Raw genomic sequence first — 17623 nt, forward strand, 5'->3', positions numbered from 1 at the left:
CCTCAATAGGTGCCGCGCAGGGTCACCATGAAGTTGCGTGGCTCACCATAGTAGTTGCCATAGGTCGAAGTACCCACGGTTTCGTAGTACTTCTTGTCGAACAGGTTGTTGCCGTTGAGCGTGACGTTCCAGTGATCATCGACACGGTATTCGACCAACGCGTTCCAGATCGCATAGCCGCTCTGGTCGAAGTCGAACGGGACATTTCGCTCAACCAGCGCGCCGCTGCTGTCGTAGCGATTCACTGTACCGCTCATGTACGTGGCGCTTTGTACCTGCACGCCGCCGCCGACCTTGAAGTCGCTGAGGATACCCGGCAGCCGGTAGGTGCTGTACAGCTTGAACAGGTGCTTTGGCATCACCGTGCTCAGCGGCGCATCGGCGCTGCGGTTACGGTTCAGGTTGAAGGTGTAGCCCCCCACCAGCATCCAGTCCGGCAGCAGCTCGCCAGACAGCTCCATGTCGATGCCCTTGCTCACCACCTTCCCGTTGGACACATAGCAGCAGCTGCCCGAGAAGCCGGCGTTGGTGGCCAGGAAGTTCGGGTCTTGCACCGCTTCGTTTTCGCGGGTGCTGTAGTACAGCGCCACGCTGGCGTTGAGTGCGCCATTGAACAACTCACCCTTGAGGCCGGTTTCGTAGGTTTTGCCGGTCATGGGCTCGAGCGGCGAACCGCTTTGCGCAGGGCCGCTGATTCGGCTGGACTGCGGTTTGTAGATTTCCGAATAGCTGACGTATGTCGACCATTGATCGTCAAGGTCGTAGACCAGGCCACCGAACGGGGTGACCTTCGTGCCTATACGCTGTTCCGGGCTGGAGATACTTGCTGGCGAGGTCAGGTTGTTGGTGTAGGTCTGCCAAAAGTGGAAACGCTGCGCACGTGCTCCCACAATCAGGTGCAAGGGTTCGGCCAACTGCAACCGCAGGCTGCCGTACAGGCCGTACTGACGTTGCGAGTTGGGGCTGTAGTCGCGCTTGTAGTCACGCCCATTGCCGGGGTCGTCGAACGCCGAGCTGTCGGGATCGAACACGTTGGCGGGCGCGCCCGACGCGGCATAAGGCGCAGTGCCCAGCCACCGGCTGTCGATCTTCTGGTAGTCGGCACCGAAGACCACTTCATGGTCCAGACCAAAGGCCTGGAAGTGGCCAGAGACGTTACCGTCATACAGGTGCTGCTCGTTCTCCTGGCGGGTCGAGGTGCCGTACCAGGTCGCTCCGGTATTGGTCACCGGGTCCACTGCATTCAGAGTGGTCGCCGTCTTGAACAGCCCAAGGTCCCATGTGTTGGTGTAGCTGAGGTTGAGCTTCCAGTCGTCGTTGAATCGGTGGTCCACCTTGGCGAAGTACTCGCGTGCGGTGGCGTCGAGGTAGGCCCACTTCTTGGTCAGGCCGGTATGCCGTGGCAGGTTCAGGTCAGCACCATTGCTGTAGCGCGGCACCGCGCTGTTGCTGCCGGTTTCGTGGGATTTGTTGTAGCGAGCACCGAAGGTGAGCATGGTGTCGTCCGTAACGTCCGCCTCCAGCACGCCATACACCAACGGCCGCTCGGTGGCGCGGTTGTCGGTGAAATACTGGCGATCGGTGTTGGACATCACCAGGCGACCGCGCACGCGGCCATCCCAACCCAGCGGGCCGGACAGGTCGAACTCCTGGCGATAGTTGTCCCAGCTACCGGCCGACAGGGTCAGCTTCAGCTGGTTAAAAGAAGTCGGCCGCTTGCGCACCATGTTGATGATGCCACCCGGGTCACCCGACCCACCATACAACGCAGCAGTACCGCGCAGTACCTCGATGTGGTCGAACTCGGCCAGTTCGAAGATGTTCGACGAATAGAATGAACCCATCGCGGTGCCCAGCGCTTGCGGTGCAGCGCCGTCGATCTGCAGGTTCTGGATACTGAAACCACGCGAGAGGAAGTCCTGGGTGCGGAAGGTGGTGCTCTGGGTGACGATGCCCGGCGTCACTTTCATCGCCTGGTTGATGTCGGTCAGTTGCTGGTCTTCAATCAGCTGGCGGGTCACGATCGACACCGATTGCGGCGTCTGGCGCAGGCTGGTCGGGGTCTTGGAGCCAACGCTGATCAGGCCCGGTGCGTAGGAGCCGGTGTTCTCGGTACTCTGGCCCATGCCCTGCCCGGCTACTGTGGTCACGCCAAGTTCCATCGCGTCACTGCTCACCGCCGCTTGCGGCTCGGCCACCAGCCGGTAGCCGTTATCGCTACGCTCTACCCGGTACCCACTGCCGGCCAGCAGCACGGCAAAACCGCTGTCCACCGAATACAGACCATGCAGGCCGTTGCTGTGCAGGCCGGCCAGTGCTTCGGGGGTGAAGGCCAGTGACACGGCGGCTTGCTGGGCATAGCTACCCAGCGCCTGGGCCAGGTTGCCAGCGGGCACTTCGAAGCTGCGGCGGGCGGCCTCCTCGGCGACAGCCGGCAGGGCCGCAACGGACAGGGACAGCCCGGCACAGGAAAGGCGCAAGGCTAGGGCTAGCGGGCTGAGGACGGGGTGGCCAGGGAATCGGCGCATGGTGGATCGGCTCCTTGTTCTTGATCGGTTGGCCTCTTGTCTGACGGGCCACTGCGCAGAAGCGGAACCACCTGAATCAATTTTCTCGTGAGACGGGCTCGACCGTGGTCCACCAGCGGCCAACGCCCCCGATACGAATCGGCAGCGCCTCGGCCAGCAGACGCAGGGCCCTTTCGCTGTCGTCCAGAGGCAGCACCGCCGACACCTTGATCGCCTGCATTGCCTGGCGGTCGAAGCGCAGCACGCCACGGCGTTGCTCGGCCAAGGCATCGAGCACCTGATCGAGCGGTACGCCTTCGGCCACCAACTGGTGATGCTGCCAGGCCCGATCGACCCGCGCCGGGTCGATGGCAGGCAACGGGCCAAGCCCTTCACGCGCCACCCATGCCCGCTCGCCCGGGCCGACGACCAACTGATCGCCGGACACGGCAGTGCGCGCCTCGACCCGGGACTCAAGCATGGTCAGCTCGCTGCGAGCGTGGCCTTGGCTGACCACGAAGCGCGTACCCAGAGCCTTGAAGCTACCTTCGTCAGTCTGTATGACGAAGGGTCGCGTCGGGTCATGGCTAACATCTACCAGCACCTGGCCATGCAGCAGGCGGATGCGCCGCTCGCCAGTGCTGAACTCGACATCCACGGCAGAGTTGCCCGCCAAGGTCAGCTGCGAGCCATCTTCCAGGGTTTGGCTGCGCCACTCCGCCGGCGCGGTACGCAAGTCGGCCAGCCAGTCGCGCGGCGTTCCACCAGAAAGGCTCAGTGTGCCCAGCAAGGAGATTGCCAGGGCCAAACCGAGCAAAGTGCGCCGAGCGCCCGAGCCTGGAGCCGAAACCTGTACGCCGGCGCGCAGCCCGGCGCCCACCGGTCCGCGTTGCTCGCGCAGTGCCTGCACCTGGCTGATCACCCCTTGCATGCGGCGCAAGGTGGCGCCGTGGCGTGGGTCGGCCTGTAGCCAGGCGTCGAACTCACGCGCCTCGTCGGCATCCAGCTCACCCTCGCCCAGGCACAGGGCCCATTCGGCCGCTTCCTGTTCGATACGCGAGGGATTCACGGTTCGGCAATGTCCAGCGTGCGGTGGCAATGGATCAAGGCCTGGGCCAGGTACTTGCGCACCATGCGTGGGGAAATCTGCAGGCGTTTGGCAATCTGAGGCTGGGTCAGGTCGTCCAAATAGTAACCGACGAAGGCCTCGCGCGCATTCAGGTGCAGGCCTTCCAGCAGGAAAGCGATCTGCTCCAGCGCTTCGAGGGTGATGAGGATGCTTTCGGGAGACTGGTGCCCTTCCAACGCATCGGCAGCCAAGGCAAGTTCGCTGAGGTAGGCCTCTTCGATTTGCTGTCGGCGCACCCGGTCGATCAACAGGCGGCGTGCAGTGGTACTGAGGTAGGCGCGTGGCTCGCGCATGCCCAGCAAGGCATCACGCGAGGCCAGGATGCGCACGAAGGTGTCCTGGGCCAGGTCGGCTGCGCTGTGCGAACAACGCAGCTTGCGACGTAGCCAGCTGAAAAGCCAGCCATGGTGCTCGCTGTACAGCTGTTCAAGCGGGTACGGGCTCGGTGAGTCGGCTACGGGCATGGGGCACCGGGACACAAGTGAGAATTGTTCCCGAATAGTAGCTATTCGCCGTAAGACTATGCAACAGGTGGTTCGAGCAACAAGCCGTAAATACCCGAGTCAGAGAGCTCACCAGCCACGCACCAGCGGGCCCGCAAGGTGCCTTCCAGCACAAAACCCTGGCGCTCGAGGGTGCGTGCCGAGCCTTGGTTGCGGGGGTCAATTTCGCCTTCCAGGCGGCGCATGTGCAGAGTGTGGGCGAGGTAGTCGATGAAGCAGGTCAGCGCTTCGTCCATGTAGCCCCTGCCCTGCACGGCGCTGGCCAGGCAGTAGCCGATTTCGCCACGGCGGGAAATGTCGTCGATGTTGAACAGCTGGACCATGCCGATCAGTTCGCCGTTGTCGCGGCGGTACATGCCGAGCTTGAGCTGGTCGCCATTGGCATAGGCTTCGCGGTCGGCGGCCAGGGCGCTCTCGGCTTCAGCCAGGTCTTGCCAGGGAGCATGGTGCCAATAGCGCATGACCTCGGGGTCGGCCATGATCGCCAGCCACTGCGCGGCATCGGCATGGCGCATGGGGCGCAAATGCAGGCGCGGGCTGTCGAGGCAGAGGTCACTGGGGAAACTGCGGGGTGGGGTCACGCCGGATCTCCTGTCCATTGCTGGGGAGATGACAGTTTAACGTCATGTGGGGTGAGTGGGGCAGGTCTTGGGTTATGGGGTGTGTTTGAGGAGGCTTGCCTTGGGATTTTCAGGGGAGCGTAAATCGAGCGCCGCCCGCGCGGCGCATCGCGAGCTGGCGCTCGCTCCGTTTGTTTCGGGCCAGTTACGCCTGTGACAGGCGCGCGCGACCGCCTTGATTGTACGACGCGATATCGCGCCATGCGCCAAGAAGGCGCGCGTCCTTCGCTGGCATGACTGGCCTGGAAGACAGGCTCGCGAAAAACGCTCAGGCCACCTCAGCCCCATCATCCGGCCAATGCGGCTCGTTGGCCTCTGGCGGGGTCAGCGGCGGCAAACCATACGCCGCCCGCGCATCATCACAGCTTGGGTTATGCACCCCACCCTCCCAAGACGCGTCAAACTCGCGGCACGGGCTGGAACGGTTGGCGTAAATCGTACAAGCCACCTCTTTACCGATCTCGCCCTGCAGGCTGACGCAGCGGCAGGGCTTGGCATCGGTGCCAATCATGGCAACGCGGGTGGGATTGATCTGTACCACCAGGTCGTCCGGCACAACGCCCCCGGCAGACTGGCATTCGCCCCAGAAGAAGGACACACGGAAGTACCCGCAGCAGGCGCCGCAGTCAAGGCAAGGGTTATATTCGGACATGATGGCACGGAGGAAGGTTGTTGTTATCGGGGCTGGCCCGCTGCGCCATTTTCATTCCAAGCGGGGGCGGCTGGATAGAGGGGCAATGCAAAAAAAATTGCCGCTGATCCGGCCGCCCACCTCGGCTAGCAGATGGCCTTGTAAGTGGCAGCATCCCAACGCTGCAATGCCAGCCCTGCGCTCGGGTCGTAACCCTCGCCCCGCACTTTGCTGAAGTACGTACGCTGCTCACCACGGTGCACCAGACGGTCGTGCTTTTCGCCCTCGGTAAGGACCGTGTAAGACTCACTGCGCATGGCTTGGTACTGCTTTTCGGCAGCTGCCATGAGCTGGTGATACTTCATCAACTGGCCTTCGCCCAAGGCCAGGCACTTGTCCAGCTGCACACCCCAGCGCGTCAGGCAGACCTCGGCAAAGTGGCGAACGATCAACCCAGGTTCTGGCAGCACCTTGCCATGGCTCGCGCCGTCAACCGAGGCGTTACCCACCAGCGTGGCATGCCGGCCTGGCATCGGATAGATGCAGGTTCGCGTGGTACTCGCGACCGCAGGGATCACGCAGGCAAAACCTTTGGAACGCTCATCCCGCGAGTAGAAACCTACGTACTCCTTGACGTTGCCAGCCAACGTGACGCGGTCGGTTTGCACATTACCGACCCCTGGCACCGGGTCAATGGCAAAGATGTTCACTGGGATGCCGCGCAATACAGGGTCTTGGGCCATGGCGTTGGCCAGCATGTGGCAACTGATCCCTCCCCTGCTCCAACCCACCAGGTTCACCTGCGTGGGCAAGCGCGGCTTGCGGAACATGCTGATGATGCGCTCTTGCAGTTCCTGCGGCGTTGGATGACGGTCGCCGTAGTCGTAGTTGCGCCAAAACCACGACGCCGTGGTGGTAACGTCCGGGATCGGCACCCCGGCGGCTTTCAGCCGCTGGTACTCCTCTTCGTCGAGCTTGGTGCGCTGCCAGTTGCTTTCGCCCTTGATCACCTGCAGCACATGGTTGACGTTTTCTTCCCAGCCGCGGCCAAACAGCTGGCCGCTCCAGTTGAAATAGCCGCCGGGTTCGACGAACAGGGTGTCATCCTGAAGGTTGCCGCTGCCGGGGCCGTCTACGGCAATCCAGTGGGCGAACTCGCGGCCTTGGTCGTTGCTGGCCAGGGTCGAGACCAGCTCACCATTCCAGAAGTTGGGGTTGGCATCGTCGAAACGGTGCGATCCGGTGCCGCAGAAATAGGCGGTGAAGACACTCATGGGGATCTCTTTGGTGAGAAATGAGTGCTGAAGGTAGGAATATCGGGAGCCAGGAGGCAGGTGGAAAGCTAGCCCACGAGGCAATCGGGGCTGCGTCGCAGCCCCAGTCACCTTACTTGCGGGCCAACCCGTCGGCCCGGAACATCTGCCGGATCCCGCGAATAGCCTGGCGAATGCGGTCCTGGTTCTCGATCAGGGCAAAGCGCACATGATCATCGCCATAATCACCAAAGCCGATCCCCGGCGACACGCACACCTTTGCCTCGGCCAGCAGTTTCTTGGAGAACTCCAGCGAACCCAAGTGCGCATACTCTGGCGGGATCTTCGCCCACACGTACATCGAAGCCTTGGGGTTCTCGACCATCCAGCCCAGCTCGTGCAAACCTTTCACCAAGAGGTTGCGGCGCTGGCGATATTGTTCGGCAATGTCGCGCACGCACTGCTGGTCGCCTTCAAGGGCGGCAATGGCGGCTACCTGCAGCGGTGTGAAGGTGCCGTAGTCGTGGTAGCTCTTGATCCGCGCCAGGGCACTGACCAGCTCGGGGTTGCCGACCATGAAGCCGATCCGCCAGCCGGCCATGTTGTAGCTCTTGGACAGGGTGAAGAACTCCACCGCAATGTCCTTGGCACCCGGTACCTGCATGATCGACGGGGCTTTCCAGCCGTCGTAGACGATATCGGCATAGGCCAGGTCGTGGATCACCAGCACGCCATATTGCTTGGCCAAGGCCACCACGCGCTCGAAGAAGTCCAACTCCACGCACTGCGCGGTCGGGTTGGACGGGAAGCCGAGGATCATCATCTTCGGCTTGGGGATGGACTCGCGAATGGCCCGCTCAAGCTCGTTGAAGAAGTCCACACCAGGCACCAACGGCACCGAGCGCACCTGGGCACCGGCGATCACTGCGCCGTAGATGTGGATCGGGTAGCTGGGGTTGGGCACCAGTACAGTGTCGCCCTGGTCGAGGGTGGCCAGCATCAGGTGGGCCAGACCTTCTTTCGAGCCAATGGTGACGATGGCTTCGCTTTCCGGGTCGATGTCGACCTCGTAGCGTTCCTTGTACCAGTTGGAGATTGCCCGACGCAGACGCGGGATACCGCGCGAGGTGGAATAGCCATGGGTGTCTTCACGCTGGGCGACCTGCACCAGCTTCTCGACGATGTGCGGCGGGGTGGCGCCATCGGGGTTGCCCATGCTCAGGTCGATGATGTCTTCGCCACGGCGGCGGGCGGCCATCTTGAGCTCGGCAGTGATGTTGAAAACGTAAGGGGGGAGACGATCGATGCGCGCAAAGCGGCGCGGCGAACCTGGGTTGGCCATGGCTTCCTCTGAGGACGTAAGCGCCCGGAACCGTCCGAGCGACGTTGGCCGATGTGGCGGCCTGAATCAGAAGATAGTGCCGAAACAGGATGCCTGTAAAGGATAATTTCCTGTTTTGTTAGATTTTTTCAGATCTATTGTTTGAAAATCAGAAATTTATATTTCCTGCGCCGGCATCTTCGCGGGTAAACCCGCTCCTACAGGTAAGGCGCAAGTCTCCGGGGCTGTGGGGAACCTGTGGGAGCGGGTTTACCCGCGAAGCGGCCGGCACAGGAAAAATACCCAAAAAAAACCCCGGCACAGTGGCCGGGGTTTTCGTGAAGCAGGCAGCAGTTTCAGCGTGCGTAGGTCATCAGCACGTCCGCAGCGGTCTGGCTGTCCACGCCCATCATCACGCTCAATGCAGTGACGGTAAGGATGGAGAAGCCGAACACCTTGCGGGCCCACTTGCTATCGTCTTCAGCCTTGTAACCACCCCACGCCATGTACAGCCAGTACAGGCCCATGGCGGCTGCCACGGCCAGGTAGCCGAGGCCGGCGTAACCGCCGAGGGTAAGCATCAAGGTGGCAAGAACGAAGGCCAGTACGTACAGCACGATCTGCTTCTTCGCCGCGAGGACACCGCGCGCCACCGGCAGAACCGGAATGTTGGCAGCGCTGTAATCCTTGAAGCGGAAGATGGCGATGGCAAAGCTGTGCGGCATCTGCCACAGGCTGAACATCACCAGCAGGGTAACCGCAGCCAGGTCGAAGCTGTTGCTCACGGCGCAGTAGCCGATCACTGGAGGCATGGCACCGGACAGGCTGCCGACCAAGGTGCCGTGCACCGACTTGCGCTTCAGCCACAGGCTGTAGAAACCGACGTAGACGACGAAACCAATCAGTGCGCAGAACGCGGACAGCGGGTTGGCCTGTACATACAGCAGGCTGAAACCCGCCACCCCGAGCAGGGTGGCGTAAATCAGCGCGAGGGGCAGCGACATACCGCCCTGAACCATGACGCGGTTCTTGGTGCGCTCCATCTTGTGGTCGATGTCACGGTCGATGCAGTTGTTGAACACGCATCCGGACGCAACCACCAGCGAAGTACCGATCACCACCGCCAGGAACAGGGCGAAATCCACATGGCCCTTCGAGGCAAGGAAGAAACCGCCTGCCACGGAAAGCACGTTACCGAAAATGATCCCCGGTTTGGTGATTTGGATAAAGTGCTTAACGGACATGCAGTCTTACCTCACTTGGCCAACATTTCGAAGTGGATGCTGAACATGATCCACAGCGACAGGCCGACAAGCAGAGCGATCACCAAGGTGGTGAACAGGAACGTCGATACGTTGTTGCGTTGCTCTTTCGAGCGGTCCATGTGCAGGAAGTACACCAGGTGAACAACTACCTGGATCACGGCCATGGCAACGATGATCAGAACGGTCAGGTTCTTCGGCAGGCTGGCGGTCATGGCCAGGCCGAACGGGATCGCGGTCAGGATGATCGACAGTACAAAACCGATCATGTACGACTTGACGCTGCCGTGATTACCTTCGTGATGAGTGTCGTGTGCGTTAGCCATTACAGAACTCCCAGCAGGTAAACGACGGTGAATACGCAGATCCAGACCACGTCCAGGAAGTGCCAGAACAGGCTCAGGCAGCTCATGCGGGTCTTGGCGGTCGGCGTGATGCCGTGCTTGTTGATCTGGTACATCATGATTGCCATCCAGATCAGACCAGCAGTCACGTGCAGGCCGTGGGTACCTACCAGGGCGAAGAAGCCCGACAGGAAGCCACTGCGCTGCGGGCCGAAGCCCTCGCCGATCAGGTGATGGAACTCATAGATTTCCATCGCGATGAAGCCTGCACCGAACAGGAAGGTCACGGCCAACCAGCCCAGTACACCTGCTTTCTTGCCATCAAACATCTTCAGCATGGCGAAGCCGAAGGTGATCGAGGACAGCAGCAGGAACAGCGTTTCAACAGCTACGAAATCGAGCTGGAAGATGTCGTGACCCGACGGGCCGCCGGCAAAACTGCCGGACAGCACCGCGTAGGTGGCGAAGAGCGACGCAAACAGGATGCAGTCGGTCATCAGGTACAGCCAGAAACCCAGTACGGTCATCTGGCCCGAGTCGTGGTGGTGGTCGTCATGCCCATGGTCGTGACCATGAGCAGCGCCGCCGTGCATTACTTGACTGGACATTGATTACACCCGCTCAAACGATTCGACACGTGCGCCGGCAGGCAGAGCACCTGCTTTGGCCAGCGCTTTCATACGCTCGCCTTCGATGCGCGCCACTTCTTCGGCCGGAACCATGTAGCCCTGATCGTCACGTGCAGCGTGGCGAACGAAGACAGCGATGGTTGCAACCAGGCTCGCGCCCACCAGCCACCAGATGTGCCAGATGAAGGCGAAGCCGAAGACGGTCAGGAACAGGCCCATGAACAGACCGGTAGCAGTGTTGCTCGGCATGTGGATGGCTTCGTACTTGGCCGGGGCCTTGTACGCAACGCCCGCTTCCTTGGCTTCGTGCCAGCAGTCCAGACCAACTTTCTCAGGCATGTGAGCGAAGTTGTAGAACGGAGGTGGCGAAGAAGTCGACCATTCCAGGGTACGGCCGCCCCATGGGTCGCCGGTCACGTCCAGGTTCTGGTTGCGGTCGCGGACCGAAACGAAGATCTGGATCAGCTGGCAAGCGATACCGAACAGGATCAGCACGGCGCCGACAACGGCTACGTACAGGTAGGGTTCCCACAGTGGGTTGTCGGAGTGGTTCAGACGACGGGTCATGCCCATGAAGCCCAGGGCGTACAGCGGCATGAACGCAACGTAGAAGCCCGACAGCCAGAACCAGAAGGCAGCTTTGCCCCACTTCTCGTTCAGGGTGAAGCCGAAGGCTTTCGGGAACCAGAAGGCGAAACCGGCGATGTAGCCGAATACCGCGCCACCGATGATCACGTTGTGGAAGTGCGCAATTACGAACAGGCTGTTGTGCAGGACGAAGTCAGCACCCGGAACGGCCAGCAGTACGCCAGTCATGCCACCGATGGAGAAGGTGACCATGAAGCCCAGGGTCCAGAGCATCGGTGCGGTGAAGCGCACACGGCCTTGGTACATGGTGAACAGCCAGTTGAACAGCTTCACACCGGTCGGGATGGAGATCAGCATCGTCGCCAGGCCGAAGAAGGTGTTGACGCTGGCGCCGGCACCCATGGTGAAGAAGTGGTGCAGCCATACCGCAAAGCCGAGGATGGCGATCGCGCCCGATGCGTAGATCATCGAGTGGTGGCCGAACAGGCGTTTGCCAGAGAACGTCGAGGTAACTTCCGAGAACACGCCGAAGGCCGGCAGGATCAGGATGTAAACCTCAGGGTGACCCCACGCCCAGAACAGGTTGACGTACATCATCGGGTTCCCACCAAGCTCGTTGGTGAAGATGTGGAAGTCCAGATAACGGTCAACAGTCAGCAGCGCGAGTGCAGCAGTCAGGATCGGGAACGAAGCGACGATCAGTACGTTGGCCCAGGTGCAGGTCCAGGTGAAGATCGGCATGTCCATCAGTTTCATGCCAGGTGCGCGCATCTTCATCACGGTGACGAGGAAGTTCACGCCGGTAAGCGTCGTACCCAATCCGGATAGCTGTAGCGCCCAGATGTAGTAGTCGACACCCACCCCAGGGCTGTACTGGATGCCCGCGAGCGGCGGATAGGCAACCCAGCCGGTCTTGGCGAATTCACCAACGCCCAGCGAGATGTTGACCAGCAGCACGCCTGCCAGCAGCAGGTAGAAGCTCAGGGAGTTCAGGAACGGGAAGGCAACGTCACGTGCACCGATCTGCAGAGGAACCGCCAGGTTCATCAGGCCGGTGAAGAACGGCATCGCCATGAAGATGATCATGATCACACCGTGAGCGGTGAAGATCTGGTCATAGTGTTCAGGCGGCAGGTAGCCTTCGGAGCCACCGGTTGCGGCAGCCAGCTGGGTACGCATCATGATGGCGTCGGCAAAGCCGCGCAGCAGCATGACCATCGCGACGATGATGTACATCACGCCGATCTTTTTGTGGTCGACAGTAGTCAGCCACTCGCTCCACAAGTAGGTCCACTTGCGGAAATAGGTGATAAGACCGACGACAGCGATACCGCCGAGCGCGATCATGGCAAGCGTCACCATGACTATCGGCTCGTGATAGGGTATCGCCTCCAGGCTTAATTTACCGAACATCTCTTACTCCTCTGCACCGGCAGCTGGTTGCATACTCGATTCCACACCCTTGGTTGTGGCCAGATCTTTGCTGCCTGCTTCTTCGTGGCTACGACCGCGGTTCATGCCTTCGTACTTGTCGACGATCAGCTGGAACTGCTCTGGCGAGGCCTCGCTATACAGCGCGACTGGGTTGTTTTCGCTTGGTTTGGCCAAGGCGTCGTATTCGGCCTTGTCCAGCTTCTTCGGCGACTGCTTGACCTCGGCGACCCACTTGTCGAAGTCTTCCTGGGAGGTGGCAGTAGCCTTGAATTTCATGCCGGTGAAGCCAGCACCGCTGTAGTTGGCGCTGATACCGTCGAACTCGCCGTTTTCGTTGGCGATCAGGTGCAGCTTGGTGGTCATGCCGGCCATGGCGTAGATCTGGCCGCCCAGGCCCGGGATGAAGAACGAGTTCATCACGGCGTCGGAAGTGACGCGGAAGTTGACCGGGGTGTTAGCCGGGAAGACGATCTTGTTGACCGTGGCAATGCCCTGCTCCGGGTAGATGAACAGCCACTTCCAGTCCAGCGCGACCACGTCGATCTGCACCGGCTTCACATCGGAATCCAGTGGACGGTATGGGTCCAGCTTGTGGGTGGAGTGGTAGGTGACGTAACCCAGGGCGATGATGATCAGGATCGGGATGATCCACACCGCGGCCTCGATCTTGGTCGAGTGCGACCAGTCAGGGGTGTAGGTGGCAGCCTTGTTGGAAGCACGGTACTTCCAGGCGAACGCCAGGGTCATGATGATCACGGGCACCACCACCAGCAGCATCAGGCCGGTAGCGATCAGGATCAGGTTCTTTTGCTCAATGCCGACCTGGCCCTTCGGGTCGAGCAGGGTCCAGTTGCACCCACTGAGTAAAAGCATGCCTAAAAAGGGCAATATGCCAAACAGTCTGGGGTAACGCTTTTTACTCATCTCACGACCTCTAGATCAGCTTGCTTCAATGCAATTTGTGTTTTGGTAGCCAACACTTCGTCCTGCCAAGTGAGGCATTTCGCGCCCGTACTCGCTCCTGCCTGGGTCCGACTGCAGGACCTTGGCTTCAAGCGGGTTAACGGTGCTTATGGTTTCGTAGGCAACAGGCCTGTACTTCAGACCAAGTCCATTTGGTGCGGGAAAACGCGGAGGGGGGTCCGCCCGGTATCGCCGTTGGGCGAAACTTGACGAAGTCAGCAAAAAGGAGCGCTGGGGCTTCCTTCAATCCTGCGACTCGCAAGCAGTGCCGAACGGAAATTGGGGGCGATTGTAGTTAGGTCGCCAACCCTTGACTATGACTTATTGAGCAACAGTCTTTTACAGAATCCGCAACAATGCGACTCAACAATTCAACTTCGCGACAGTTTGTCGCACCCCGCTTGCTAGCCCTCAAAGCCGCATTCTACAAGGCTTCGTGGTTGATCTGAATCAAGCGGGAGGCAACTTTTCGCTCTTCTCGTGCGCTGCAAAAGACCCGATGCAATTCGGGACTTTTGTCTAAGCCTGGCGTCGGTTGCGGTAGATGCCGAGCGGCACCAGCACAGCAGTCAGCACGAAGGCAACGAGCGCCCATTGCGCCAGTGACAAACCAAGAATCGGCGGGTACGGCGTGCTGCAGAAGCCGTCGACCTGGAATGCCAGCGGCCAGAGCTTGGCCAACGGCAGGTCATCGACGATCGGTTGCAGGGTATCGATGCCGCAACTGACCATGGGGTTGGCGAGTATATACACATGGTTGCCAGCCGCAACGATTCCGCCAATGGCGCTGAGCACCACCAGGGCTTCGAAGAAGGTCAGGCTACGGCGCCCCGGCATTGCCGCGGCGATGAAGGCGAACACGGCAATGAACAGCAGTGCATAACGCTGCAGGATGCACAACGGGCAAGGGGCCTCGCCCAGCACCACTTGCATGTAGAGCGCGCCGCCGATCAGCGATATGCAGATCAGGCCCAGCAGCACCAGAAAGCGCCGTTCCCGATTCAGGCGCGTTGTTTGTTCGATCATTCCCGGTTCCTTCGATGGATAGTGGCAGCGTGGTCCGCCCGCCTTGGCGCAAGTCTACACGCTGGGCAGGGCCAGTGAGTGTGCCGAGGAGGCGGCGTGATAGCGCTGCGCAGGGCTATCCGGTGTGGCTGAGACCGGCCGTAACGACGTCGGTTCAACGCCGGGCGGCAAAAAAACGGCTGCCCGAGTGCCGCGCAGGGGCATGCCCCTCGACACCCGGGAGTGAAGGATACCGTGATTAAAGGACGATTAACTATGAAAGCGCAGCGCGCCGGTTTCATCTTCCTTTATATATAGGCAGGAAGTAGTCACATAAGCCTGTGCCGGCCTCTTCGCGGGGAAACCCGCTGCCACAGGGCGCTATGCCAGTGGGAGCGGGTTCACCCGCGAAGGGGCATTACAGGCGCTACATCACGCCAAGGCCGCCGCCGGCCCGAAGAACTCGTAGCGGCTCTGCTGCTCCGGCACACCCAGGCCCTTCAGTTGGCGCTTGACCGCCGCCATGAAGCCCTTCGGCCCTAGGAAGTAGGCGTCCACATCACGCTCAAGTGGCAGCCACTCCGCGAGCAGGTCGGCGCTCAGCAGGCCCACGGCATCGGCGGCATCCGCGCCTTGCGCCTCGGCGTAGCAGTAGAAGCGCTTCAACTGCGGATGACGCGCCGCCAGCCCATCGACCCAGTCGCGGAAGGCATGCACCGCGCCATTGCGCGCGCAATGAATGAAATGCACCTCACGCTGGGTTTGCAGTGCAGCCTCCAGCATCGCCAGGGTCGGGGTAATACCCACGCCACCGCTGATCAGCACCAGCGGTTTTTCGCTGGTGGCCAGGGTGAAGTCGCCCGCTGGTGGGAACAACTGCAGGGTATCGCCAACCACCAGCTCATCGTGCAGGTAGCTGGAGACCTTGCCGCCCGCTTCACGCTTGACGCTGATACGGTATTCCTTGCCATCGCACAGCGCCGACAAAGAGTAGTTGCGACGCTGCTCGGCACCGTCAATGTCCAGCTTCAGGCCGATGTACTGGCCAGGTTCGGCCTTGAGCACCGGCTTGCCATCCACCGGGGCAAAGTAGAACGAAACGATTTCACTGCTTTCCTGATCGCGGCGCACCAGGCGGAACTCGCGAGTACCACGCCAGCCTCCCTCGGCCTCCTCCTTTTGCTTGTACAAACCTTCTTCAGCGCCGATCAGGATATCGGCCAGTTGGCCATAGGCCGCCCCCCAGGCCCCGATGACTGCAGGGGTGGCGATTTCCTTGCCCAGCACTTCTTCGATGGCACGCAGCAGGCAGCTGCCGACGATCGGGTAGTGCTCCGGCAGAATCTGCAGGGCAACGTGCTTGTTGATGATCTGCCCGACCAGGCCGCCCAGCTGTTCCAGCTGGTCGATGTGGCGGGCGTACATCAGCACGCCGTTGGCCAGGGCACGCGGCTGGTCGCCGCTGGCCTGGTGCGCCTGGTTGAACAGCGGGCGCACCTGGGGATACTCGCTGAGCATCATTTTGTAGAAGTGAGTGGTCAGCGCCTCGCCGCCGCTTTCCAGCAGGGGTACGGTGGCCTTGATGATTGCACGTTGTTCGGCATTGAGCATTGCAACAACTCCTGAGCCTGGTGGCTTCAAATGACTGCCAGGGTCACTACAGCAATCGTGCCAACTTTTATGTTCATAAAAATCAATGACTTGAGCACTAACATGTCAAAAGGACACATGGCGGCGTATAGTCATATCGACCAAGAGGAGTCCTTATGACTGCAAAGCCGTTACTCACTGCCCTGCTGCCCCTGGTCAGCGACCTGTCCCGTGACTTGTCCGATCAGGAACGCTATCGCCGGCTGCTGCAGGCCATGCGTGGCTTGCTGCCGTGCGATGCCGCCGCGCTGCTGCGCCTGGATGGCGAATGGCTGGTGCCGCTGGCGGTGGACGGCCTGAGCCCGGATACCCTCGGCCGGCGCTTCCGGGTCAGCGAACACCCGCGTTTCCAGATCCTCCTCAGCCGCCCCGAGCCCACCCGTTTCGCCAGCGACTCCGAACTGCCAGACCCTTACGATGGCCTGGTCAATGCCCCGGATGCCGACCTCGAAGTGCACGACTGCATGGGCTGCCCCTTGATGGTCGATGAGCGCCCCTGGGGCCTGGTCACCCTTGACGCCCTTACCCCCGGGCAATTCCAGAGCCTGGAACTGGATGCCCTGCAGGCGTTCGCCAGCCTGGCCGCCGCGACTGTGACCGTGGCCGAGCGCATAGAGCACCTGGCCCTGCGCGCCGAGGACGAACACCTTCGCGCCGAGATCTACCGCCAGGCCAGTGGCCAGGACAAGGAGCTGATCGGCCAGAGCCCGGCGCACAAACGCCTGGTAGAAGAAATTCGCCTGGTCGGCGGTAGCGACCTGACGGTGCTGATCACAGGCGAAACCGGTGTCGGCAAGGAACTGGTTGCCCAAGCCCTGCACCAGGCCAGCAGCCGCGCCGACAAGCCGCTGGTCAGCCTCAACTGCGCTGCCCTGCCCGACACCCTGGTGGAAAGCGAGCTGTTCGGCCATGTACGCGGTGCCTTCACTGGCGCGCACGGCGAGCGCCGTGGCAAATTCGAACTGGCCAACGGCGGTACGCTGTTTCTCGACGAAGTCGGCGAACTGCCGCTGGCGGTGCAGGCCAAACTGTTGCGTGTGCTACAGAGCGGCCAACTGCAGCGCCTGGGTTCGGACCGCGAGCACTGCGTGGACGTACGCCTGATCGCCGCCACCAACCGCGACTTGGCGGCAGAAGTGCGCAACGGCAACTTCCGCGCCGATTTCTATCACCGCCTCAGCGTATACCCACTGCAGGTGCCTCCGTTGCGCGAACGTGGGCGGGACGTGCTGCTATTGGCGGGCTACTTCCTCGAACAGAACCGTTCACGCCTGGGCCTGAACAGTTTGAGACTGAACAGCGACGCCCAGGCCGCGCTGCTGGCCTACGATTGGCCGGGCAACGTGCGCGAACTCGAGCACCTGATCGGCCGCTCGGCGCTCAAGGCATTGGGCCAGCACCCCGACCGGCCTCGGATCCTCACCCTCGAAGCCCACGACCTGGACCTGCGCGTGTCCTCACCCACCGCCAGCGCCCTGCCCTCGCCCGCGGCACCGCTGCCGGTCAGTACAGTGCCCGAAGGAGGCCTACGCGAAGCCGTCGATGTCTACCAGCGCGAGATGATCGAGGCCTGCCTGCAGCGGCATCAGGAAAACTGGGCGGCAGCAGCGCGTGAGCTGGGCCTGGACCGCGCAAATCTGAGCCGATTGGCCCGCCGGCTTGGGCTTCGCTGAGGTTTACCTACAAAAGGATTAACTCAGAAAGCCATCTGGTTGCTTCCCGCCTGGCTGCTATATCTCCCTAACCACCCAAATCTCGACTGCCTGGTCGAGATCGTGCGTACA

15 protein-coding genes are annotated in these 17623 nt (G+C 61.3%); 1 reads left to right on the top strand and 14 read right to left on the bottom strand.

The window, feature by feature from the left end; translation table 11 throughout:
- Positions 1 to 2: 2 nt before the first annotated feature.
- The 14 genes from OO258_RS01185 to hmpA form a co-directional block, all read right to left on the bottom strand.
- Complete coding sequence (locus OO258_RS01185; RefSeq protein ID WP_266028533.1) at positions 3 to 2528, bottom strand: TonB-dependent siderophore receptor; 2526 nt, start codon at positions 2526 to 2528, stop codon at positions 3 to 5.
- Between the two features lie 76 nt (positions 2529 to 2604).
- Positions 2605 to 3576, bottom strand: coding sequence for a FecR family protein (locus OO258_RS01190; RefSeq protein ID WP_266028534.1), 972 nt, complete (start codon positions 3574 to 3576; stop codon positions 2605 to 2607).
- Positions 3573 to 4100 (bottom strand): sigma-70 family RNA polymerase sigma factor, encoded by a 528-nt coding sequence (locus OO258_RS01195; protein WP_266028536.1) that lies wholly within the window; start codon positions 4098 to 4100, stop codon positions 3573 to 3575. Before OO258_RS01195 ends, OO258_RS01190 begins: the two co-directional genes overlap by 4 nt.
- 56 nt (positions 4101 to 4156) lie before the next feature.
- On the bottom strand, positions 4157 to 4720 hold the full coding sequence (locus OO258_RS01200) for a GNAT family N-acetyltransferase (RefSeq protein WP_266028538.1): 564 nt from the start codon (positions 4718 to 4720) through the stop codon (positions 4157 to 4159).
- A gap of 307 nt (positions 4721 to 5027) precedes the next feature.
- A complete protein-coding gene (locus OO258_RS01205; RefSeq protein ID WP_003248590.1) occupies positions 5028 to 5411 on the bottom strand; it encodes a YkgJ family cysteine cluster protein in 384 nt (127 codons plus the stop codon).
- Between the two features lie 125 nt (positions 5412 to 5536).
- Positions 5537 to 6664: a hypothetical protein gene (locus OO258_RS01210; protein ID WP_266028539.1), complete on the bottom strand. Its 1128-nt coding sequence runs from the start codon at positions 6662 to 6664 to the stop codon at positions 5537 to 5539.
- A 112-nt stretch (positions 6665 to 6776) separates the two neighbouring features.
- Positions 6777 to 7985, bottom strand: coding sequence for an alanine transaminase (gene alaC, locus OO258_RS01215; RefSeq protein WP_201198563.1), 1209 nt, complete (start codon positions 7983 to 7985; stop codon positions 6777 to 6779).
- 335 nt (positions 7986 to 8320) lie between these two features.
- Positions 8321 to 9208 (bottom strand): heme o synthase, encoded by an 888-nt coding sequence (gene cyoE / locus OO258_RS01220; protein ID WP_014861450.1) that lies wholly within the window; start codon positions 9206 to 9208, stop codon positions 8321 to 8323.
- 11 nt (positions 9209 to 9219) lie between these two features.
- The gene (gene cyoD, locus OO258_RS01225) at positions 9220 to 9552 is read right to left on the bottom strand and encodes a cytochrome o ubiquinol oxidase subunit IV (protein ID WP_003248599.1); all 333 of its coding nucleotides are present in this window, start codon (positions 9550 to 9552) and stop codon (positions 9220 to 9222) included.
- Positions 9552 to 10178, bottom strand: coding sequence for a cytochrome o ubiquinol oxidase subunit III (gene cyoC / locus OO258_RS01230; RefSeq protein WP_029886722.1), 627 nt, complete (start codon positions 10176 to 10178; stop codon positions 9552 to 9554). The genes cyoD and cyoC overlap by 1 nt, the downstream gene beginning before the upstream one ends.
- Before the next feature lie 3 nt (positions 10179 to 10181).
- Positions 10182 to 12200, bottom strand: coding sequence for a cytochrome o ubiquinol oxidase subunit I (gene cyoB, locus OO258_RS01235; RefSeq protein ID WP_003248603.1), 2019 nt, complete (start codon positions 12198 to 12200; stop codon positions 10182 to 10184).
- 3 nt (positions 12201 to 12203) lie between these two features.
- Positions 12204 to 13145 carry a ubiquinol oxidase subunit II gene (gene cyoA / locus OO258_RS01240; protein ID WP_110744959.1) on the bottom strand — a complete coding sequence of 314 codons (942 nt, stop codon included), beginning with the start codon at positions 13143 to 13145 and terminating at the stop codon, positions 12204 to 12206.
- A gap of 558 nt (positions 13146 to 13703) precedes the next feature.
- Positions 13704 to 14210: a disulfide bond formation protein B gene (locus tag OO258_RS01245; RefSeq protein WP_110744961.1), complete on the bottom strand. Its 507-nt coding sequence runs from the start codon at positions 14208 to 14210 to the stop codon at positions 13704 to 13706.
- Between the two features lie 411 nt (positions 14211 to 14621).
- Positions 14622 to 15800, bottom strand: a complete 1179-nt coding sequence (gene hmpA, locus OO258_RS01250) for an NO-inducible flavohemoprotein (RefSeq protein ID WP_266028541.1) — start codon at positions 15798 to 15800, stop codon at positions 14622 to 14624.
- A gap of 155 nt (positions 15801 to 15955) precedes the next feature.
- Between hmpA and norR the strand changes: the two genes are divergently transcribed.
- Positions 15956 to 17512 (top strand): nitric oxide reductase transcriptional regulator NorR, encoded by a 1557-nt coding sequence (gene norR, locus OO258_RS01255; RefSeq protein ID WP_266028542.1) that lies wholly within the window; start codon positions 15956 to 15958, stop codon positions 17510 to 17512.
- Positions 17513 to 17623: the final 111 nt, after the last annotated feature.

This window comes from Pseudomonas sp. DCB_BI, from assembly GCF_026240995.1.
Taxonomy (GTDB): Bacteria; Pseudomonadota; Gammaproteobacteria; order Pseudomonadales; family Pseudomonadaceae; genus Aquipseudomonas.